The organism is Alishewanella sp. HH-ZS (assembly GCF_001704375.1).
Lineage (GTDB): Bacteria > Pseudomonadota > Gammaproteobacteria > Enterobacterales > Alteromonadaceae > Alishewanella > Alishewanella aestuarii.
The window spans coordinates 1-17,210 of record NZ_LZEJ01000058.1 but is presented as its reverse complement, the minus strand read 5'-3'; the positions used below and the strand labels follow the sequence as shown (position 1 = coordinate 17,210).

Sequence of the window (17,210 nt, the reverse complement as noted above, 5' to 3'; positions counted from 1 at the left end):
GTCATCCTAATTGTCGCCGAACAGTAGCCAATGCGTTTTTTACCACTCAGAACGATTAGAATATCCCCAACTTCGGGATTGGGGCACTCGCTAAACATTCTATCTCGCCAAGCATTAAGATCGCCTGAAACTGCACCGCTAGGTTCTGGAATCCAACTTCCATCATCTCGAACTATCTTGGTCATTTGAATATTTCTCAAATTTTAGTTGATACGCAAACGTTATAACGCAAAGCACACGGGTGACGACCGCGCAGCGGTTGGCATCCCAGCGGCCGCAGGCCGCGAGTGATGCGCCTTGTTATGCCTGAAATCAAAACAGGTTCGGTTGAACATTCTTTAATTGAAGAATATGTGTATTCAATTTCAGGTTTTCTTCAGCCTTTTTAAGTGCCGCATCACTCATATTTCTTAGTAAATCTTCGAAATCATCAATGCTCTTGACTGTACTAAACGCTTTCTTTTTATTAATGTAGACCAAGGAAGATTTTTTTCTTTTTAGGAGCTCAATAATGTTTTTCAGCGTACCGGAGCTTTTAGTATCCCAAATCATAAAACCATAATCGCAAACTTCTGCCATTTCCAAATCTTTTGCGGTAAAAAATGCACGAGTGCCTGGCTTTGCTGAAGTTTCGACTCTTTGAGTGACCCAGTTACCAAAGTTATTCCTAGGTTGATCACCTGCGCAATAGACGACAACGTTGCTGACGTGTTCCGATGTTAAACGCTTTTGAACCGCACTATCGACGCCATCAGCATCGCCAACTAATACTTGATAATCTAGGTTTATGACATTTAACAGGCGTTCAACAACGCACGGATCAAGCGTTTTAATACTTATAGAGCCTGATATGAATACCTTATGCACTATCGTTTCCTCGTTACTGTAGCCACATAAACATGCCCGATTTTTTGGCTTGATTTTAACACTTGAGTGGCAGCTTCTAAAGATGAGCCTGTATCAAAGAGATCATCAATTATCAGTACATTAAACCTACCATTTGGTAAGAAATCATTGAGCGTAAAAGCATTTACTAGTGCAGAAACTTTATCTTCTCGTAAAGCTATATCTTTCATTGCGGAAGTCGCAACAGTTTTCACTAAAAAGTTATCATAGTATGGTAAACCGACTATCCGTGCGAACTCCTTCGCAATCTCTACAACAGGTTGTCTTTGTCGTTGCTTGGATGGCGGCATTGGGATAACAAACGAAACATCTCCGAATCGCCCTGTAAGAGACCTTGCCATTTGATTTGAAATTACAGGTATTTGCGAATAATTAGATCGATATTTTAACTGAAACAGTGCTTCACCTACAGGAGTACGGACAGTATTAAATTGCATATGCCCATACTCATTCTCTCCGATGGGTGTACTGCTCAAGGCATGCTTATCGAGAGAATATCCTAGACTCCAGTTTCCACGAATTTGTTGAACATTTACATCCATTTTAGTACCTCGTCCTATTTAAAAGGCATAACAGCTTAATAGTTTGGAACGCACCTGCTTTCACGCAGTGTAAGCGCCCTTCTATTTCCAATTGTGACACTACGCTAACGAATAACTTGCATTTAATCAATCGTTTTGATCTTAGATATTTTTTTAGCCAGTAGAAAGCGGGTTAAAACCTTGCGATTCACAAATTTACAGTATGCTTACGATTACTGGTTTTTTGATCAGTGTTCGACGCCTAAGCTGATCTAGAAATATGGCTTGGTTGAGATAGTTGTGCACTTTGATATCGCAGGTGGCGTCTCCGGTACGGCAAGCATACCGGAGACGTAGGCCGGTTTAGCGTTGGGTTTAGGTGTTCTTTTTGGTATCGCAGGAGCGTCTCCGGTACGCATGCGTACCGGAGACGGGGAGCGGATCGGTGTAGTGTTAGGTTTGGGTTATGGAATGCAAAAAGCCGCTTTGGCAGCGGCTTTTTTGGAATTTGGAGCGAGTTACGAGGTTCGAACTCGTGACCTCGACCTTGGCAAGGTCGCGCTCTACCAGCTGAGCTAAACTCGCATTTTGAAACTTTTATACTGCTGGTCAGTATAAAATGGTGCCCGGGGCCGGACTTGAACCGGCACGGGGTTTCCCCCGAGGGATTTTAAATCCCTTGTGTCTACCGATTTCACCACCCGGGCAGACACCTGTTTAACCTGTCAGTCAGGGTGTTAATGGAGGCGGGTCCCGGAGTCGAACCGAGGTGGACGGATTTGCAATCCGCTGCATGGCCACTCTGCCAACCCGCCACTAAGCTTTCCGACTCTGAGAGTTGGAGCGAGTTACGAGGTTCGAACTCGTGACCTCGACCTTGGCAAGGTCGCGCTCTACCAGCTGAGCTAAACTCGCGTTGCTATGGCCATCTGCCTTAACACGAGACGCATTCTACTGTTTTATACTGAGTCGTCAATAACAAATTTTTAGTTTTATGACCGTTTGCTTAAAAAGTAACAGCATCGGCGGTAAAAACAGCAACTTGCTTTGTTCTGCCCCCCTGCGGCGACATCCTGTTTCAAAACCGGCCGCTGCGACAGTCGAAACACGCGCTGTCCAGGCCCGGTTGCAGTAGCACTAGTTTGCGGCTAAATCGGCCCAGGCAGCGCGCAAATATTCGTACATCGACCACACGGTTAAAATGGTGGCGATATACAGCAAAATCCAGCCTGCCGGAGTAAACCAGGCAAATAAGGGCAGCTGGGGTTGCCAGATCAGACCAATTAACGCCAGCATCTGAGCAATGGTTTTGTATTTGCCCAGATTAGAGACCGCTACATTGGCGCGTTTGCCAAGGCCCGCCATCCATTCGCGCAGCGCTGATATAAAGATTTCGCGGCTGATAATAATAATCGCCGGCACTACTGCCCAGAGGTTATGAATGTCGGCAGCAATCAGCACCAGGGCGGTGGCGACCATCACCTTATCGGCTACCGGATCGAGAAAGGCGCCAAAGGGGGTAGATTGCTGTAAACGGCGGGCCAGATAGCCATCTAACGCATCGGTTACCGCTGCCAGGCAGAACACCAACGCCGACCAGAAGCGGGCATGTTCTAAGCCAGAATAGAAGCAGAAAATAAATACCGGGATCAGCAGCAAGCGAAAAAGGGTTAACAGGTTAGGAATATTCCACATTTTAGTTCTCACATCAGTCCTGGTTGTCATGCTACTTGTTCTGGCAGGCCTGGTAAATCTTTTCAGCCTGTTGTTTGGAAATTCCCGGTACCTTGCACAGTTCGGCAACACTGGCGTTTAATACGCCTTGCAAACCACCTAAATATTGCAACAAAGCCTGGCGGCGTTTTTCGCCGATACCGGCAATATTTTCCAGTGGACTTTTCAGCAGTGCTTTACCGCGTTTATTACGATGTCCGGTTATCGCAAAACGGTGCGCTTCGTCGCGGATCTGCTGAATTAAATGTAGTGCCAGCGAATCCTCGGGTAAATGAATGCTACGGCCGCTATCCCATAAAATCAGCGTTTCCAGGCCGGCTTTACGGCTAACACCTTTTGCCACACCTATTAACAGCGGCTTTTTGGCAAAGGGCCAGTTGGCAAATTGTTCTAAAGCGATATTAAGCTGGCCCTGACCGCCGTCGATAAACACAATGTCCGGAATTTTGCTTTCATCGCTTAGCTTGCCGTAGCGCTTGTCCAGAGCAAAGCGCATAGCGCCATAGTCATCACCGGCGGTAACACCGGTTACGTTATAGCGGCGGTATTCCTGTTTATAGGGCCCTTCACCGTCAAATACTACACAGGAGGCAATCGTCGCCTGCCCCATGGTATGGCTGATATCGAAACACTCCATCCGGCTAATGGGATAGTCCAGCGCCAGCTGCTGCTGTAGCGCCTGATAGCGGGCACGCATCTTTTGTGTTAACGATTGCCGGCTATCCAACGCTATCGCCGCGTTTTTTTGTGCCAGCGCCAGATACTGCGCTTTCTCGCCACGCTTGGCATAGGTTAAGCGTACCTTATGCTCGGCCAGCTTACTGATGGCGTCCGCCAGGGCTTCGGTGTCGGGTATTTCCAGTGGTAACACTATTTCTTTTGGAATTTGCTGCTCGCTGTGACCACTTAAATAAAACTGCAGCAAAAAGGCCGACAGCACCTCAGCGGCTTCGGTATCGGCCGGCACTTTCGGATAATAGGATTTACTGCCCAGAATTTTCCGATCGCGGATAAAGAGTACATGTAGCACTGCCGTTTGCCCTTGCAGGCTAAAGCCAATCGCATCCAGCTCTTCATGTTCGCCGCTGACATGCTGCTGCTCCTGCACCCGGCGCAGTGCACTGATCTGATCGCGATACGCAGCCGCTGCTTCAAATTGTAGTTGTTCGCTGGCACTGTTCATCTTTTGCACCAGATCATCAATTACCTGCTGGTTTTTACCGCTTAAGAATAAGGTGGCTAAGCGTACTTGCTCGCTGTAATCCTGGTCGGAAATTTTACCGACACAGGGCGCGCTACACAGCTTTAACTGATACTGCAAACACGGCCGGGTACGGGCGCGGTAAAAACCATCTTCACACTGGCGAATGGGGAAAATCTTCTGCAGGGTTTTCAGGCTATGCCACACTGCACCGGCATTAGGGTAAGGGCCAAAATACTGCCCCGGCACCTTGCGCGGGCCACGGTGTGAGCTGATCCGCGGATGTTTATGCGCGGATAACAGAATATAAGGGTAAGATTTATCGTCGCGCAGCAATACGTTGTACTTTGGCAGGTATTCTTTAATCAGGTTATTTTCCAGGATCAGCGCTTCGGTTTCGCTGTGGGTCAGCGTAAATTCAACCTGCTGGATCTGACTTACCAGCGCCCGGGTTTTAATGCTGTCGACTTCTTTACGAAAATAGCTGCTGAGGCGTTTTTTCAGATCTTTGGCTTTACCAACATAGATCACTGTGCCGGCGGCGTTTATCATCCGATAAACACCGGGCTGCTGTGGTACGGTCGCCAGAAAGGCTTTGGCGTCAAACATGGTTATTTGGGGTATTATTGCGCAATTTTCGCGATATCAATCATGCCATGGCGCAGTGCCAGGTGAGTTAATTCCACATCGCCACTGATCGCCAGTTTTTCAAACATCCGGTAACGATAAGAATTCACCGTCTTAGCGCTAACGTTAAGTTGCTCGGCAATGTCTGTGACTTTCTGGCCCTGGGTAATCATCAGCATAATTTGCAGTTCACGATCGGATAAGCCTTCAAAGGGGTTAGCCTGTTGGTTATTCACCTTGGCCAGTGCCATTTTTTGTGCCACTTCGTCGGAAATATGCCGCGCGCCGGAGTAGACCTTTTTAATGGCCATAATCATTTCTTTCGGCGGGGTGTTTTTCGAAATAAAACCTGCGGCACCAAGTTGCATCACTTTAGTGGGCACGGGCTCCTCACAGGAGATCGACAAACCGATAATTTTAATTTCCGGGCAGTAATGCAAAATACGCTTGGTGGCGGTCATCCCGCCCATACCCGGCATATTCATGTCCATCAATACCACATCAGGTTCATGTTGCCGGCAAAATTGCAGGGCTTCTTCGCCGGTACTGGCCTCGCCTATCACCTTGATACCGCGCTCATCCATTAGTATGCGACTGATCCCAGTTCTTACCAGCTCGTGATCATCAACTAACAGCACGTTAATCAACTTGGCTCTCCGTTATACTGGCTTACCTGTTTTCGCCTTCACAACAACCACAGGCAGTTCAGGTATAGAATTATTCTGTTGCTTAGCATAGCCCAGCAGCACGTTTTTTACTAATACTTCTTAGTACAGTTCGCAGTGGACCTGATTTTGCCACAAATGCAAAAAACAGCCAACTAAGCCAATGATTTTTCTGACAAATGTTTGGGTTATTTAACAAGATAAGCGGTGGGGCTATGCTGAAGTCGCGAATGAGCTGAAGTGGCGGAGGGAGAGAGATTCGAACTCTCGGTAGGCTACTAACCTACGCCGGTTTTCAAGACCGGTGCATTAAACCGCTCTGCCATCCCTCCAGCGCTGCGTATATTAATCAGATCGTTACGGAAAAGAAAGTAAAACCATGAAAAATTTTTTAGTTGCTGTATTTTCAAGCGGCTAAGGCTGGAGATAGTGGAACTTTAACAGTATGATGCGGTCATACACATCAAACTTTTGTCCAGAGGAGACAGCACTATGTCATACAGAGAAACCAGTAATATCGGCACCCTCAGTCAGGGCGTCGAAATCAACAAGGTCCTGCGCAATACTTACTTTCTGCTTGGTTTAACCCTGGCGTTCAGCGCTGTGGCAGCCGGCATTTCAATGGCAATGGGTATGCCAGCGATCGGCGCCATCGTTTGTATGATCGCCGGTATTGTTATGCTGTTTGTCGTTCACAAGAAAGCGGACAGCGCCAGCGGTATTTTCTGGGTATTTGGTTTTGCCGGTTTAATGGGCGCCTCTTTAGGCCCAATGCTGCTGGCCTATGCCGGTTTACCGAATGGCCCGTCATTAATCATGCAAGCTCTGGCAGGTACAGCACTGATTTTCTTCGGTTTATCAGCCTATGCCCTGACCAGCCGTAAAGATTTTTCCTTTATGGGTGGCTTCCTGATGATTGGTTTGCTGGTAATTGTGGTTGCCGCCATTGCCAATATCTTCCTGAGCATTCCGGCGTTAAGCCTGACCATCAGCGCAGTAGCCGTGCTGGTAATGTCAGGTCTGATCCTGTTCGATACCAGCCGCATTATTCACGGCGGTGAAACCAACTATATCCGTGCCACTGTTGCCCTGTATCTGAACATCTTTAACCTGTTCGTACATCTGCTGCAGCTGTTAGGCATTTTTGGTGGCGATGACTAAGATCGCAACCTAAACTAGCCGGCAACGGTTGAGTCCGCTAAAATGCCCCGCCTGTGCGGGGCTTTTTTATTGGCCCTTTCCATCTGCAGGGAATCTAACATGACCACCCGCTTTAGCTTGCTGCTACAACAAAGCCCCTTTGCTGGCCAAAGCTTCGCCAGTGCCTGCCAGTTTGCCCGCGCGGCACTGGCCAACGGCTATCAGTTGGAGCAAGTGTTTTTATATGAAGATGCGGTGCTGGCGGTGCAGCCTGGCATTGATTTACCGGCCGATGAGCCGGATCTGGCGGCGCAACTGGCCCAGCTGTGCCAGCAACAGCAGATCCCGTTGTTATATTGTGTCACCGCGGCCGAGAAGCGCGGCATTTACGCGGCAGAGCACGGCCCTTTTCTTGCCGCTGGTCTGGCAGAGTTTGCCATGCGGTTAACCGGCACTAAGGTGGTACAGTTCTGATGCAAGCGATTCTGTTAATTCAAACCGCCTCGCCTTTTAATCAGGCCAAAGCCCGGGAAGCGCTGGATCTGGCGCTGGCGTTAGCCGCGGTGGAGCATCAGGTTAGTATGCTGTTTCAGGATGATGCGGTGTACCAGTTGCTGCCTCCAGCCGATAACCCCACTGATGCGCCGGCGCCGTTAAAAGCCTTTCAGAAAAGCTTTGGCTTATTTGCGCTGTACGACATGGGCCCCTGCCTGGTGTGTCAGCAATCCCTGAACAGCCGTGGTCTGGCGGAGCTTGTGCTACCAGAGGGTTTTCAGCGGGCCGATAGTGCGCAGATCCGCACCGCGATGCAACAGGCCGATCAGCTGCTCCGCTGCTAACAGCGGTCTAGCGCAGCAAAGTCTGTGATGAAGCAATAAAGCCTGTGATTAAAAAGGAGCTGTGATGAAACTGATTACCCTGACCCAACCCCGCTTTGAGTTACAGACGCTTAGCGCCTGCTGTGCGCCGGAAGATCGGATCCTGTTACGCCAGGATGCGGTTTATCTGTGCTTGCAAGCCGATCTAAGCCTGCCGGTGCCGGTAATGGCGCTGGCGTCAGATGTAAACTGGCGCCAAATTACGCCGCTGGCGCAGGTGGAACTGATTGATGATGCGCGCTGGGTCGCGCTTAGCGCCCAGGCCAAACAGAATTTATTATGGAATTAAGCCGATGACACAGGCCTTTATAACGGTTGGCGAGCAGTCACTGCCGCTGGATAAACATGGCTATCTGCAGCAGCTGTCGGACTGGACGCCAGAAGTGGCCTTAGCCTTTGCCAGGCTGGAACAGCTAAGCCTGACCGATGCGCACTGGGAAGTGATTTATTTTGTGCGGGAATTTTATCAGCAGTTTAATACCTCACCGGCAATTCGGCTGCTGGTTAAAGCGATGGCAGAAAAACTGGGGCCAGATAAAGGCAATAGTAAGTATTTGTTTTTATTGTTTCCGGAAGGCCCGGCGAAACAGGCTACCCGGCTGGCAGGGTTGCCAAAACCGGCAAAATGCCTTTGAGTTTTGAGTTTTGAGTTTTGAGTTTTGAGTTTTGAGTTTTGAGTTTTGAGTTTTGAGTTTTGAGTTTTGAGTTTTGAGTTTTGAGTTTTGAAAACTGAAACGCAATTAACAGCAAGATTCAGATAATAATTGCTCTTTGCGGAGTTAGCCGCAAAGAGCAAAGACATTGAGCTTATGCTAGCTTGGTTTGGCCGCCCATATAAGGCTGTAACACCTCTGGAATGGCCACTGAGCCATCGGCTTGCTGATAGTTCTCCAGAATAGCTACCAGGGTGCGGCCTACGGCCAGGCCGGAGCCATTTAGCGTATGCAGCAACTCTGGCTTTTTGCCCTCTTCCGGCCGGAACCGCGCCTGCATCCGCCGAGCCTGGAAATCGCCCATATTCGAGCAAGAAGAGATTTCACGGTAGGCATTTTGCCCCGGTAACCAGACTTCCAGATCGTACGTCTTGCATGAGCCAAAGCCCATATCGCCGGTACACAGCAGCATTACCCGGTACGGCAGGCCTAATAACTGCAGAATTTTCTCGGCATGGCCGGTCAGCTCTTCCAGTGCCTGCATTGACAGTGCCGGATTCACCAGCTGTACCAGCTCCACTTTATCAAACTGGTGCTGGCGGATAAGACCACGGGTGTCGCGGCCATAAGAGCCGGCTTCACTGCGAAAACAAGGCGTATGCGCGGTATATTTAAACGGCAGTTCGCTGGCATCAAAGATGCTGTCCCGCGCCAGGTTAGTCACAGGCACTTCAGCGGTTGGGATCAGTGCCATGCCCTGACCTTCTTCGGTTGCGGGCTGGGTGTGAAACAAATCAGCACTGAATTTTGGCAGCTGGCCGGTGCCGTATAAGCTGGCATGGTTAACCAGATAAGGCACATAAACCTCAGTGTAACCATGCTGCTGGGTATGCACATCCAGCATAAACTGGGTTAACGCCCGGTGCAGCCGCGCCATTTGGCCCTTCATTACCACAAAACGTGAGCCGGATAACTTGACCGCACTTTCAAAATCCAGCCCCTCGGCATAGGCTTCGCCAAGCGCAACATGATCTTGCACCGGGAAATCAAACTGGCGTGGCGCGCCAACGCGGCGTACTTCCAGATTTTCGGTTTCATCTTTACCGACCGGCACAGACAGATCCGGTAAGTTAGGAATGCTTAACGCAATTTTGTCCAGCTCGGCCAGTACCGCATCCAGGCGGATCTTTGCCGCATCCAGCTGGGCGCCTAAGCCATCCACTTCGGCCAGCAAGGGGGCAATATCTTCACCGCGGGCTTTGGCCTGACCAATGGCTTTTGATTTGGTATTACGCTGATTCTGCAGCTCCTGGGTTTCTACCTGCAGCACCCGGCGCTGCTCTTCCAGGGCACTGATGGCCGCAACATCCAGCGTCATACCACGGGTTGCCAGTCGCTCAGCGGTTTGCGCCAGTTCTGCGCGTAAAAATTTCGGATCTAACATAGAATTCGCTTCAGTTCGCTAAATTAGGCCAGCAGCCTGCCGGCGGGTGATCATAACAGGGCTGAATATTACTAAGCTGCCACTTAAATTGAAATGCCTAAGGCAGATTTTCTCTGTTCTGCCGGCGTTATAACCAGAGCCAAGCGTCAGATCAGCCGCAATAGCGCACTATAACGCCGGGAGTTAGCGCTCAAACACGGCACGGCTTTACTATAGCTATTCAGCTTTTAGATTTGGGTTCAGCATCACGTTGCTTCGGGCTTTGCGCATCCAGCGCGCGCAAATAGCGCAGTTTTTCCGCCAGTTGCTTTTCCATACCGCGCTCACTGGGCTGATACAACTGCTGTTGCCATAGCTCTGGTGGTAAATACCGCTCGCCGGCGGCATAGGCACCGGGTTCATCATGGGCATAACGATAACCGGCACCATGCCCCAGTTGCTGCTGCAGTGCCGTTGGTGCATTACGCAGATGCAGCGGCACCGGATAATCCGGACGCTCTGCCACCAGCGCCTTTGCCTGGTTAAACGCCAGATAGACGGCATTACTTTTGGGCGCCAGCGCCAGATACACCAGCGCCTGGGCAATAGCGCGCTCGCCTTCGGCCGGGCCGACCCGGCTAAAGGTATCCCAGGCATTAAGTGCCAGCGTCAGCGCCCGCGGATCGGCATTGCCAATATCCTCACTGGCAATGGCCAATAAGCGCCGTGCCACATAAAGCGGATCGCCGCCCCCGGCCAGAATGCGGGCAAACCAGTACAAGGCGGCATCCGGATCCGAGCCGCGCACCGATTTATGTAATGCCGAAATCAGGTCGTAAAACAGATCGCCATCGCGGTCAAAGCCGGGTAGCTGTTGTGGCACAATTTGCTGTACCTGCGCTACCGTCAGTTCAGACTGCGGCGCCGCCAGCTCTGCCAGTTGTTCCAGTAAATTCAGTAAGCGCCGGGCATCGCCATTAGCCAAACGCAGTAATAGCTGCTCAGCCGCCGGCTCCAGCGTTAATTGCTGTGCGCCTAACCCGAGTTCCGCATCAGTCAGCGCCCGCGCCAGCACCTGCTGTAAATCTGCTTCGGTCAGCGGCTTCAGCACACAAACCCGGGCACGGGATAAAATGGCGTTATTTAGCGCAAAGGCCGGGTTTTCGGTAGTGGCGCCAATAAAAATAATGGTGCCATCTTCAATATGCGGTAAAAAGGCATCCTGCTGTGCTTTATTAAAGCGATGCACCTCATCGACAAACAGCAGTGTACGTTGCTGATATTGCTGCTGGTGTAATTTAGCCTGCTGAATGCTGTCGCGAATTTCTTTAATGCCGGCGGTGACCGCCGATAAGCGCTGCATTTGCGCCTGGGCATGGCTGGCAATCAGTTCTGCCAGCGTGGTTTTGCCGGTACCCGGCGGGCCCCACAAAATTAACGAATGCACACGGCCGGCCAGAATGGCTTGTTGCAACGGTGAGCCTGCGGCCAACAGATGCTGCTGGCCGACATAATCAGCAAGTTGCCGCGGTCTTAACCGGGCGGCCAGTGGCCGGAAGTCGCTGCCAAACTCCAGCGGTAAGGTGGCCATTAGCGTTGCCGCTGATCATCAACGTCCAGATTAGACGTGACCTTAAAGCTGAACTGCGCATTGGCGATCTTGTTGTTCAGCTTAATATCGCTAAACAGAAACACGCTTTGCTGCTGGTTAATATCAATCACCTGCATTTCAATCAGCTGATCTTCGCTAAAGGTAAGTAGCAGCTGCTGCACCGGATTATCGCTGCTTTGCGGGTGAATAAAGAAACTCTGCTGTTGTTTAGTCACGCGGTATTGCTGCCAGAGCGCCGGATCGGTCGAAGTCAGCAAGGCAAAGGGCGTTTGCCCCACTTCACTTTGCGCATCATAGATACTGACCTGCTCTAACGGCTCATTGTAGATCCACAGGGTTTTACCATCACTGACCAGTAACGATGGCTCCGGCTCAGTGCTTTCAAAGCGAAAGCGCGCGCCCTGTTGCAGCGCCAGCTGGCCTTTACCTTCCTGCAGCAGTTGCTGCTGAATATCGTAAACCTTTTGCCGGTAACTGGCGGTGTAGCTTTTAATGCGCGCCAATTGCTGCATCAGTTCGGCACTGGCATCCTCAGCACTTAACCGCTGCTGCCGTGCCGCCTGCATATGGGGGGCAAAATCAGGTCTGGGTACTACTTCTACCGTTTGTGCCCATACCGCCGGGCTGGCCACTGTGGCGGCGGCTCCTGCCGCGGCTACCAACATCATGAACGACAATTTACGCATTGACGCCAACTTACCCATTAACCACCTCTGTTCGGAACCAAGACTTCACGGTTACCATTGTGCCCCGGTGGGCTGACTAAACCGCTGTGCTCCATCTGTTCAACCAGACGGGCGGCGCGATTATAGCCGATCCGGAATTTACGTTGCACGCCTGACACTGAAGCGCGGCGTGATTCAATGACGAAGGCCACGGCCTGATCATACAGCGGATCGGCCTCACCCTCTTCCCCTTCGAGTACTTCGCCGGGTAACAAGTTCTCTTCCGTGGTTTCGCCACTTAAAATTTCTGGTAAGTACTGTGGTTTACCACGCCGTTTCCAGTCGGCAACCACCGCATGCACTTCATGGTCATCAACAAAGGCGCCATGCACCCGGGTAGGCACCCCTGAACCAGGTGGTAAATACAGCATATCGCCCTGCCCCAACAGGCTTTCTGCGCCCTGCTGATCCAGGATGGTACGCGAGTCAATTTTCGACGATACCTGAAACGCGATCCGGGTTGGGATATTGGCTTTAATTAAACCGGTGATCACATCAACCGATGGCCGCTGCGTCGCCAGTACCAGGTGAATACCGGCCGCCCGCGCTTTTTGCGCGATCCGGGCAATCAGCTCTTCAACTTTTTTACCAACGATCATCATCATGTCGGCAAATTCGTCGATCACCACCACGATCGCCGGTAGTTTTTCCAGATAAGGCGCGCTATCGCGCATATCATCCGATGGCTTCCACAGTGGATCTTTCAGTGGCTGACCCTCAGCGATAGCTTCTTTGATCTTGGCGTTGTAGCCCTTGAGGTTACGCACGCCCATGGCTGACATCAGCTTGTAACGGCGCTCCATTTCGCCGACACACCAGCGCAGCGCATTGGCCGCGTCTTTCATATCGGTAACCACTTCGGTTAACAGGTGCGGAATGCCTTCGTAGATGGACAGCTCCAGCATCTTGGGATCGATCATAATAAAGCGCACATCGTCCGGCGTAGATTTATACAGCAAACTACAAATCATGACGTTAACGCCAACCGATTTACCCGAGCCCGTAGTACCGGCGACCAGTAAGTGCGGCATCTTGGCCAGATCGGCGACCACTGATTTGCCGGCAATATCTTTGCCCAGCACCATAGTCAGCGCAGATTTGGACTCGTTAAAGACCTCATCGCCAATGACTTCGGATAAGCGCACGATTTCACGGTGCTGATTTGGCAGCTCTAAACCGATAAAGCTCTTGCCCGGGATCACTTCCACCACCCGTACGCTAATGGCCGATAACGAGCGGGCTAAATCTTTGGCCAGGCCGGTAATTTTGCTGACTTTGACGCCCGGCGCCAAATCCAGTTCAAAGCGGGTGACAACAGGCCCCGGATGGACGCCGACAACCTTGGCTTCGACGTTAAAATCGAGCAGTTTTGCTTCAACCAGCCGCGATACCCGCTCTAAATCAGCCGGGTCAATCGGGTTGGTGGCTTTATCCGGCCGATCTAACAGCGCCAGTGATGGCAACTCTTCCAGCGAATGTGCGACCTCTTCACTGTCGTCTTCTTCAACTACGACGGCTTCATCTTCCGGATAGCGCAACAGTGGGTGCAGCTCTTCCTGCTCTTCCAACTCGCGCAGGGTGCGGCCGATATGCACTGACTCGTTCGGATCGTCGACGGCACTAAACGACAGCTGATCATCGGCAAGACTATCCACACTGTAGAAAGCCCGGGCTTCGGTGCGCTCATCCAGCGGCCGGATCGGTAACGGCTCTTTGCGTTTTGGCTCCGGCTCTGCCGCCGGTGGCCAGCTAAATTGCGGCTCTAAATCATCCTCATCCGCAGCAGCAGACCAGGCCGGTTCAGTGGCTTCGAGGTTGTTACGCTGGGCTTTTTTCGCTTTTGGCTGTGGCAGCTCTGCCGTTGCTGTTTCGTTAAATACCGGGTTGGCTGGCGCTTTGCCGCTAAAACGCTGCGGTAATTCCAACAAACGGGTAAACAGATAAAAACAGCCGGCGCCGAGGTAATCAGCGACGGTCAGCCAGGAGATACCGGTTAGCAGCGTCAGGCCGGTGGCAAAGGCACAGAGTAATAACAGACTGGTACCAATAAAATTAAAGTACGGCAGTAAGCTGCTGCTGATCATATCGCCCAGCACACCGCCGGACGAGAAATAATAGATATCGTTGAAATTCATACTGCTGATCGCGGTTGCCGCACACAGCGTCAGGATCAGGCCAAATACCCGAGAGCCTAAAATCAGGTAATCGAGGCTGAGTAAATCTTTAAAGCGTTTAAAGAGCAGATAGCCCATCAGGGCAACAAAAAACGGCAGTAAATAGGCAATCCAGCCGAAGCTGAATAGCAGCAGATCGGCCACAAAGGCACCGCCACGGCCGGCATAGTTATTGACCTGTTGTTGATAACCGGTTTGCGACCAGCTGGGATCAGCCGGGTCAAAGGAAATTAATGCTAACAGCATAAAGACGGCCAACGAGGAGAATAGGATCAGGCCGACTTCAAGCAGTCGTTGCACACCGTTTAATGAAAATAATACTTTGCTTTGCAAATGAAAGGCCTCTAATTTCATTTTTTGCTCCGCTCCTTAAAAAACTGCGCGCAAGTCGCGCTAATAACCGCTGTGCGGAGTGCTGAGTCTGTCTTCACTGACCTGCTAAGGTTACCAGAGCAGCGCTAAAAGTGCATCTTTCTGGCAAAGCAGCGGCGCAGTGGCCAGTTTAATCCGCCCAAGCTGAACGCGAGCTTATACCAAAGTAACTGATACCAAACTACCTTATACTAAAATGACTTAAGGTATCGCCACAAAGCTACTTTGCTTCACTTCTTCCATCACCACATAGGTCCGGCTTTCCCGCACGCTCGGTAACCTGAGCAGGGTTTCCCCCAGCAGTTCGCGATAGGCGGCCATATTGGCTACCCGGGTTTTCAGTAAAAAGTCGAAACTGCCGGACACCAGGTGACATTCCTGAATTTCCGACAGCTTCTGTACTGCCTTGCTAAACTCGTCAAAGTCTTCCGGTGAGGTTTTGCTCAGCGTAATTTCCACGAATACCAGCAACGCAGCACCGACTTTATGCGGATCGACCTGGGCGTTGTAGCCGAGGATAAAGCCTTCGGCTTCCAGCTTGCGCACCCGCTCCAGACAGGGTGTGGGGCTCAGCCCTACCCGCCTGGCCAGCTCGACATTCGCCAGACGGCCATCCTTTTGTAATTCCACCAGAATTTTGCGGTCAATCCGATCTAACTTCTTGACACTCTTATTTAAAGAGTACATTTCAGCATAAAACTCCAAGCCAAATTCATAAACAGGATTTTCTGCTATTTCAGCGTTTAAAAACAAGCATTAATTCTGGTTTTTTATCGCTATACTGCGCAAAAATTTTACCCAACCCAACCAAGGTGAAACCTATGATCATCGGTGTACCAAAAGAAATAAAAAACCATGAATACCGTGTCGGCATGACGCCTGCCAGCGTCCGTGAAGTGATTGGCCACGGTCACAGCGTCTTTGTTGAACACAATGCCGGTATTGGCATCGGTTTTACCGATGAAGATTATCAGGCTGCCGGTGCCACTGTGCTGAGCACTGCCGCTGAAGTCTTCGCCAAAGCCGAGATGATTGTAAAGGTAAAAGAGCCACAAGCCGTTGAGCGCGCCATGCTGCGCGATGGCCAGATCCTGTTTACTTACCTGCACTTAGCGCCGGATCCGGAGCAAACTGCCGATCTGATTAAATCAGGCGCTGTCTGTATCGCCTATGAAACTGTGACCGACAGCAAAGGCGGTTTACCGCTGTTAGCGCCAATGTCAGAAGTGGCGGGCCGGATGTCCATTCAGGCCGGTGCCCGGGCACTGGAAAAATCCTGTGGTGGTCGCGGTATGCTGTTAGGTGGCGTACCAGGCGTAGCACCAGCCAAGGTCGTAGTGATCGGTGGCGGTATGGTCGGTACTAACGCCGCACAAATGGCGGTAGGTTTAGGTGCCGATGTTACCGTACTGGATCGCAGTGTTGATGTACTGCGTCGTATTAATGCCCAGTTTAACGGTGCCGTTAAAGCGGTTTACTCTACTGCTGATGCGCTGGAGCAGGAAGTGCTGGCGGCTGACTTAGTGATCGGTGGCGTACTGGTACCGGGCGCTGCGGCACCTAAGCTGGTGACTAAAGAGCATATCAAGCGGATGAAGCCAGGTTCAGCTATTGTTGACGTGGCAATCGATCAGGGTGGCTGTGTTGAAACCTCTAAGCCAACCACGCACGCTGAACCGACCTATATCGTTGATGATGTGGTGCATTACTGCGTGGCAAACATGCCAGGTGCGGTACCACGTACTTCTACCTTCGCCCTGAATAACGCTACCCTGCCGTTTATTCTGCGCTTAGCCAACAAAGGCTATAAGCAAGCGCTGCTGGATGACCAGCATCTGCTGGCTGGCCTGAACGTCTACCGTGGCAAAGTGACCAACGAGGGCGTAGCCCAGGCACTGAACCTGCCATTCGTAGCACCGGCTGCTGCGATCGCCGGCTAAGTTCAGCTTGCTTTAATTAAGGCCGGTTATCCGGCCTTTTTTTATGCCGGAGCGGTGGCTTTTCGTGAAAAAGCAGGCCGCCAACTGCGGTGAAAATAGCGCCAGTTGCTGTAGTGTGTGATTTCGCTAAATTATTCACCGATAAAGCTATACATTCCTGCAATACCTGTTATAGTGGTGTCCGGCCTGTAGTACAGACCTATGTAACAACTTGTTTTTGAAAACTTCGCTACACAGCTTCGCTTGTAAGTCATGTCCTGAAGATTCACGCACGTTTGGCCACATAAGTAACAGTCAGGCTAACAGCGCATTTTGCGTTATTACATTTATCAAAATTTTTAGGAGTCTCTCATGGCTAAAGTAACTGGTGTAGTTAAGTGGTTCAACGCTGACAAAGGTTTCGGTTTCATCACTCAAGATAACGGCGGCGCTGACGCTTTCGTTCACTTCCGTGCAATCCAAACTGAAGGCTACAAAACTCTGAACGAAGGTCAGAAAGTTGCTTTCGAAATCGAACAAGGTCAAAAAGGCCCACAAGCTGCTAACGTAACTGTTATCGGCTAATTCGATACCGAATTCCAAGAAGCCAGCCTAGCGCTGGCTTTTTTTATTCCAAAACTTATCCACAGCACTATATGA

General features: G+C 50.9%; 17 protein-coding genes, 5 tRNA genes and 1 pseudogene. 7 read left to right on the top strand and 16 right to left on the bottom strand.

All coding sequences use genetic code 11. From position 1 onward, the window contains the following. From A9165_RS17005 to A9165_RS15545, 11 genes and pseudogenes are all read right to left on the bottom strand, one after another. Positions 1-185 (bottom strand): annotated as a pseudogene (locus tag A9165_RS17005) (hypothetical protein); the annotation flags it as partial. Positions 186-312: 127 nt separating this feature from the next. Further along, positions 313-867 (bottom strand): hypothetical protein, encoded by a 555-nt coding sequence (locus tag A9165_RS15590; RefSeq protein WP_065956563.1) that lies wholly within the window; start codon positions 865-867, stop codon positions 313-315. Next, positions 867-1,448 carry a ComF family protein gene (locus A9165_RS15585; RefSeq protein WP_065956562.1) on the bottom strand — a complete coding sequence of 194 codons (582 nt, stop codon included), beginning with the start codon at positions 1,446-1,448 and terminating at the stop codon, positions 867-869. Before A9165_RS15585 ends, A9165_RS15590 begins: the two co-directional genes overlap by 1 nt. A 488-nt stretch (positions 1,449-1,936) precedes the next feature. After that, positions 1,937-2,012: transfer RNA gene (locus A9165_RS15580), tRNA-Gly, on the bottom strand. A 35-nt stretch (positions 2,013-2,047) separates the two neighbouring features. Then, a tRNA-Leu gene (locus A9165_RS15575) sits at positions 2,048-2,134 on the bottom strand. 34 nt (positions 2,135-2,168) lie between these two features. Continuing rightward, a tRNA-Cys gene (locus tag A9165_RS15570) sits at positions 2,169-2,242 on the bottom strand. A 24-nt stretch (positions 2,243-2,266) separates the two neighbouring features. After that, a tRNA-Gly gene (locus tag A9165_RS15565) sits at positions 2,267-2,342 on the bottom strand. 222 nt (positions 2,343-2,564) lie between these two features. Continuing rightward, positions 2,565-3,122 carry a CDP-diacylglycerol--glycerol-3-phosphate 3-phosphatidyltransferase gene (gene pgsA, locus A9165_RS15560; RefSeq protein WP_008983309.1) on the bottom strand — a complete coding sequence of 186 codons (558 nt, stop codon included), beginning with the start codon at positions 3,120-3,122 and terminating at the stop codon, positions 2,565-2,567. Positions 3,123-3,153: 31 nt separating this feature from the next. After that, positions 3,154-4,971 (bottom strand): excinuclease ABC subunit UvrC, encoded by a 1,818-nt coding sequence (gene uvrC / locus A9165_RS15555; protein ID WP_065956561.1) that lies wholly within the window; start codon positions 4,969-4,971, stop codon positions 3,154-3,156. A gap of 14 nt (positions 4,972-4,985) precedes the next feature. Further along, a complete protein-coding gene (gene uvrY, locus A9165_RS15550; protein ID WP_065956560.1) occupies positions 4,986-5,636 on the bottom strand; it encodes a UvrY/SirA/GacA family response regulator transcription factor in 651 nt (216 codons plus the stop codon). 259 nt (positions 5,637-5,895) lie between these two features. Beyond that, a tRNA-Ser gene (locus A9165_RS15545) sits at positions 5,896-5,986 on the bottom strand. 160 nt (positions 5,987-6,146) lie between these two features. On the opposite strand from A9165_RS15545, the gene A9165_RS15540 reads away from it, so the two are divergent. From A9165_RS15540 to A9165_RS15520, 5 genes are all read left to right on the top strand, one after another. Further along, positions 6,147-6,815, top strand: coding sequence for a Bax inhibitor-1/YccA family protein (locus A9165_RS15540; RefSeq protein ID WP_065956559.1), 669 nt, complete (start codon positions 6,147-6,149; stop codon positions 6,813-6,815). Positions 6,816-6,914: 99 nt separating this feature from the next. Then, the gene (locus A9165_RS15535) at positions 6,915-7,268 is read left to right on the top strand and encodes a DsrE/DsrF/TusD sulfur relay family protein (RefSeq protein ID WP_008610304.1); all 354 of its coding nucleotides are present in this window, start codon (positions 6,915-6,917) and stop codon (positions 7,266-7,268) included. Next, positions 7,268-7,633 (top strand): sulfurtransferase complex subunit TusC, encoded by a 366-nt coding sequence (gene tusC, locus A9165_RS15530; RefSeq protein WP_065956558.1) that lies wholly within the window; start codon positions 7,268-7,270, stop codon positions 7,631-7,633. The genes A9165_RS15535 and tusC overlap by 1 nt, the downstream gene beginning before the upstream one ends. Positions 7,634-7,697: 64 nt before the next feature. Next, positions 7,698-7,961: a DsrH/TusB family sulfur metabolism protein gene (locus A9165_RS15525; protein ID WP_065956557.1), complete on the top strand. Its 264-nt coding sequence runs from the start codon at positions 7,698-7,700 to the stop codon at positions 7,959-7,961. A gap of 4 nt (positions 7,962-7,965) precedes the next feature. Further along, on the top strand, positions 7,966-8,307 hold the full coding sequence (locus tag A9165_RS15520; protein ID WP_008610301.1) for a TusE/DsrC/DsvC family sulfur relay protein: 342 nt from the start codon (positions 7,966-7,968) through the stop codon (positions 8,305-8,307). Between the two features lie 172 nt (positions 8,308-8,479). Here A9165_RS15520 and serS read toward each other — a convergent pair whose 3' ends face one another. The 5 genes from serS to lrp all read right to left on the bottom strand — a co-directional run bounded on the left by serS (position 8,480) and on the right by lrp (position 15,318). After that, complete coding sequence (gene serS / locus A9165_RS15515) at positions 8,480-9,769, bottom strand: serine--tRNA ligase (protein ID WP_008610300.1); 1,290 nt, start codon at positions 9,767-9,769, stop codon at positions 8,480-8,482. A 220-nt stretch (positions 9,770-9,989) separates the two neighbouring features. Continuing rightward, entirely contained in the window at positions 9,990-11,339 is a 1,350-nt protein-coding gene (locus tag A9165_RS15510) for a replication-associated recombination protein A (RefSeq protein WP_065956556.1), read from the bottom strand. Continuing rightward, on the bottom strand, positions 11,339-12,064 hold the full coding sequence (gene lolA / locus A9165_RS15505; protein ID WP_065956555.1) for an outer membrane lipoprotein chaperone LolA: 726 nt from the start codon (positions 12,062-12,064) through the stop codon (positions 11,339-11,341). The genes A9165_RS15510 and lolA overlap by 1 nt, the downstream gene beginning before the upstream one ends. Further along, positions 12,064-14,613 carry a DNA translocase FtsK gene (locus A9165_RS15500; protein WP_065956554.1) on the bottom strand — a complete coding sequence of 850 codons (2,550 nt, stop codon included), beginning with the start codon at positions 14,611-14,613 and terminating at the stop codon, positions 12,064-12,066. The genes lolA and A9165_RS15500 overlap by 1 nt, the downstream gene beginning before the upstream one ends. Positions 14,614-14,832: 219 nt before the next feature. Continuing rightward, positions 14,833-15,318, bottom strand: coding sequence for a leucine-responsive transcriptional regulator Lrp (lrp, locus tag A9165_RS15495; protein WP_008610290.1), 486 nt, complete (start codon positions 15,316-15,318; stop codon positions 14,833-14,835). Between the two features lie 134 nt (positions 15,319-15,452). Here lrp and ald point away from each other — a divergent pair, with 134 nt between their 5' ends. Together ald and A9165_RS16705 are read left to right on the top strand one after the other, a co-directional pair. Next, positions 15,453-16,571, top strand: a complete 1,119-nt coding sequence (gene ald, locus A9165_RS15490) for an alanine dehydrogenase (protein WP_008610289.1) — start codon at positions 15,453-15,455, stop codon at positions 16,569-16,571. Positions 16,572-16,922: 351 nt separating this feature from the next. Then, a complete protein-coding gene (locus A9165_RS16705) occupies positions 16,923-17,135 on the top strand; it encodes a cold-shock protein (protein ID WP_008949373.1) in 213 nt (70 codons plus the stop codon). The last annotated feature ends 75 nt before the right edge of the window (positions 17,136-17,210 follow it).

What these genes read in the sequence shown, in the direction of transcription:
- A9165_RS15585 (WP_065956562.1), bottom strand. Translation starts at nt 1,448, where the DNA reads ATGGATGTAAATGTTCAACAAATTCGTGGAAACTGGAGTCTAGGATAT.
- A9165_RS15540 (WP_065956559.1), top strand. Translation starts at nt 6,147, where the DNA reads ATGTCATACAGAGAAACCAGTAATATCGGCACCCTCAGTCAGGGCGTC.
- A9165_RS15520 (WP_008610301.1), top strand. Translation starts at nt 7,966, where the DNA reads ATGACACAGGCCTTTATAACGGTTGGCGAGCAGTCACTGCCGCTGGAT.
- A9165_RS15525 (WP_065956557.1), top strand. Translation starts at nt 7,698, where the DNA reads ATGAAACTGATTACCCTGACCCAACCCCGCTTTGAGTTACAGACGCTT.
- A9165_RS16705 (WP_008949373.1), top strand. Translation starts at nt 16,923, where the DNA reads ATGGCTAAAGTAACTGGTGTAGTTAAGTGGTTCAACGCTGACAAAGGT.
- serS (WP_008610300.1), bottom strand. Translation starts at nt 9,769, where the DNA reads ATGTTAGATCCGAAATTTTTACGCGCAGAACTGGCGCAAACCGCTGAG.
- lolA (WP_065956555.1), bottom strand. Translation starts at nt 12,064, where the DNA reads ATGGGTAAGTTGGCGTCAATGCGTAAATTGTCGTTCATGATGTTGGTA.
- A9165_RS15535 (WP_008610304.1), top strand. Translation starts at nt 6,915, where the DNA reads ATGACCACCCGCTTTAGCTTGCTGCTACAACAAAGCCCCTTTGCTGGC.
- tusC (WP_065956558.1), top strand. Translation starts at nt 7,268, where the DNA reads ATGCAAGCGATTCTGTTAATTCAAACCGCCTCGCCTTTTAATCAGGCC.
- A9165_RS15510 (WP_065956556.1), bottom strand. Translation starts at nt 11,339, where the DNA reads ATGGCCACCTTACCGCTGGAGTTTGGCAGCGACTTCCGGCCACTGGCC.
- A9165_RS15500 (WP_065956554.1), bottom strand. Translation starts at nt 14,613, where the DNA reads ATGAAATTAGAGGCCTTTCATTTGCAAAGCAAAGTATTATTTTCATTA.
- ald (WP_008610289.1), top strand. Translation starts at nt 15,453, where the DNA reads ATGATCATCGGTGTACCAAAAGAAATAAAAAACCATGAATACCGTGTC.
- pgsA (WP_008983309.1), bottom strand. Translation starts at nt 3,122, where the DNA reads ATGTGGAATATTCCTAACCTGTTAACCCTTTTTCGCTTGCTGCTGATC.
- lrp (WP_008610290.1), bottom strand. Translation starts at nt 15,318, where the DNA reads ATGTACTCTTTAAATAAGAGTGTCAAGAAGTTAGATCGGATTGACCGC.
- uvrC (WP_065956561.1), bottom strand. Translation starts at nt 4,971, where the DNA reads ATGTTTGACGCCAAAGCCTTTCTGGCGACCGTACCACAGCAGCCCGGT.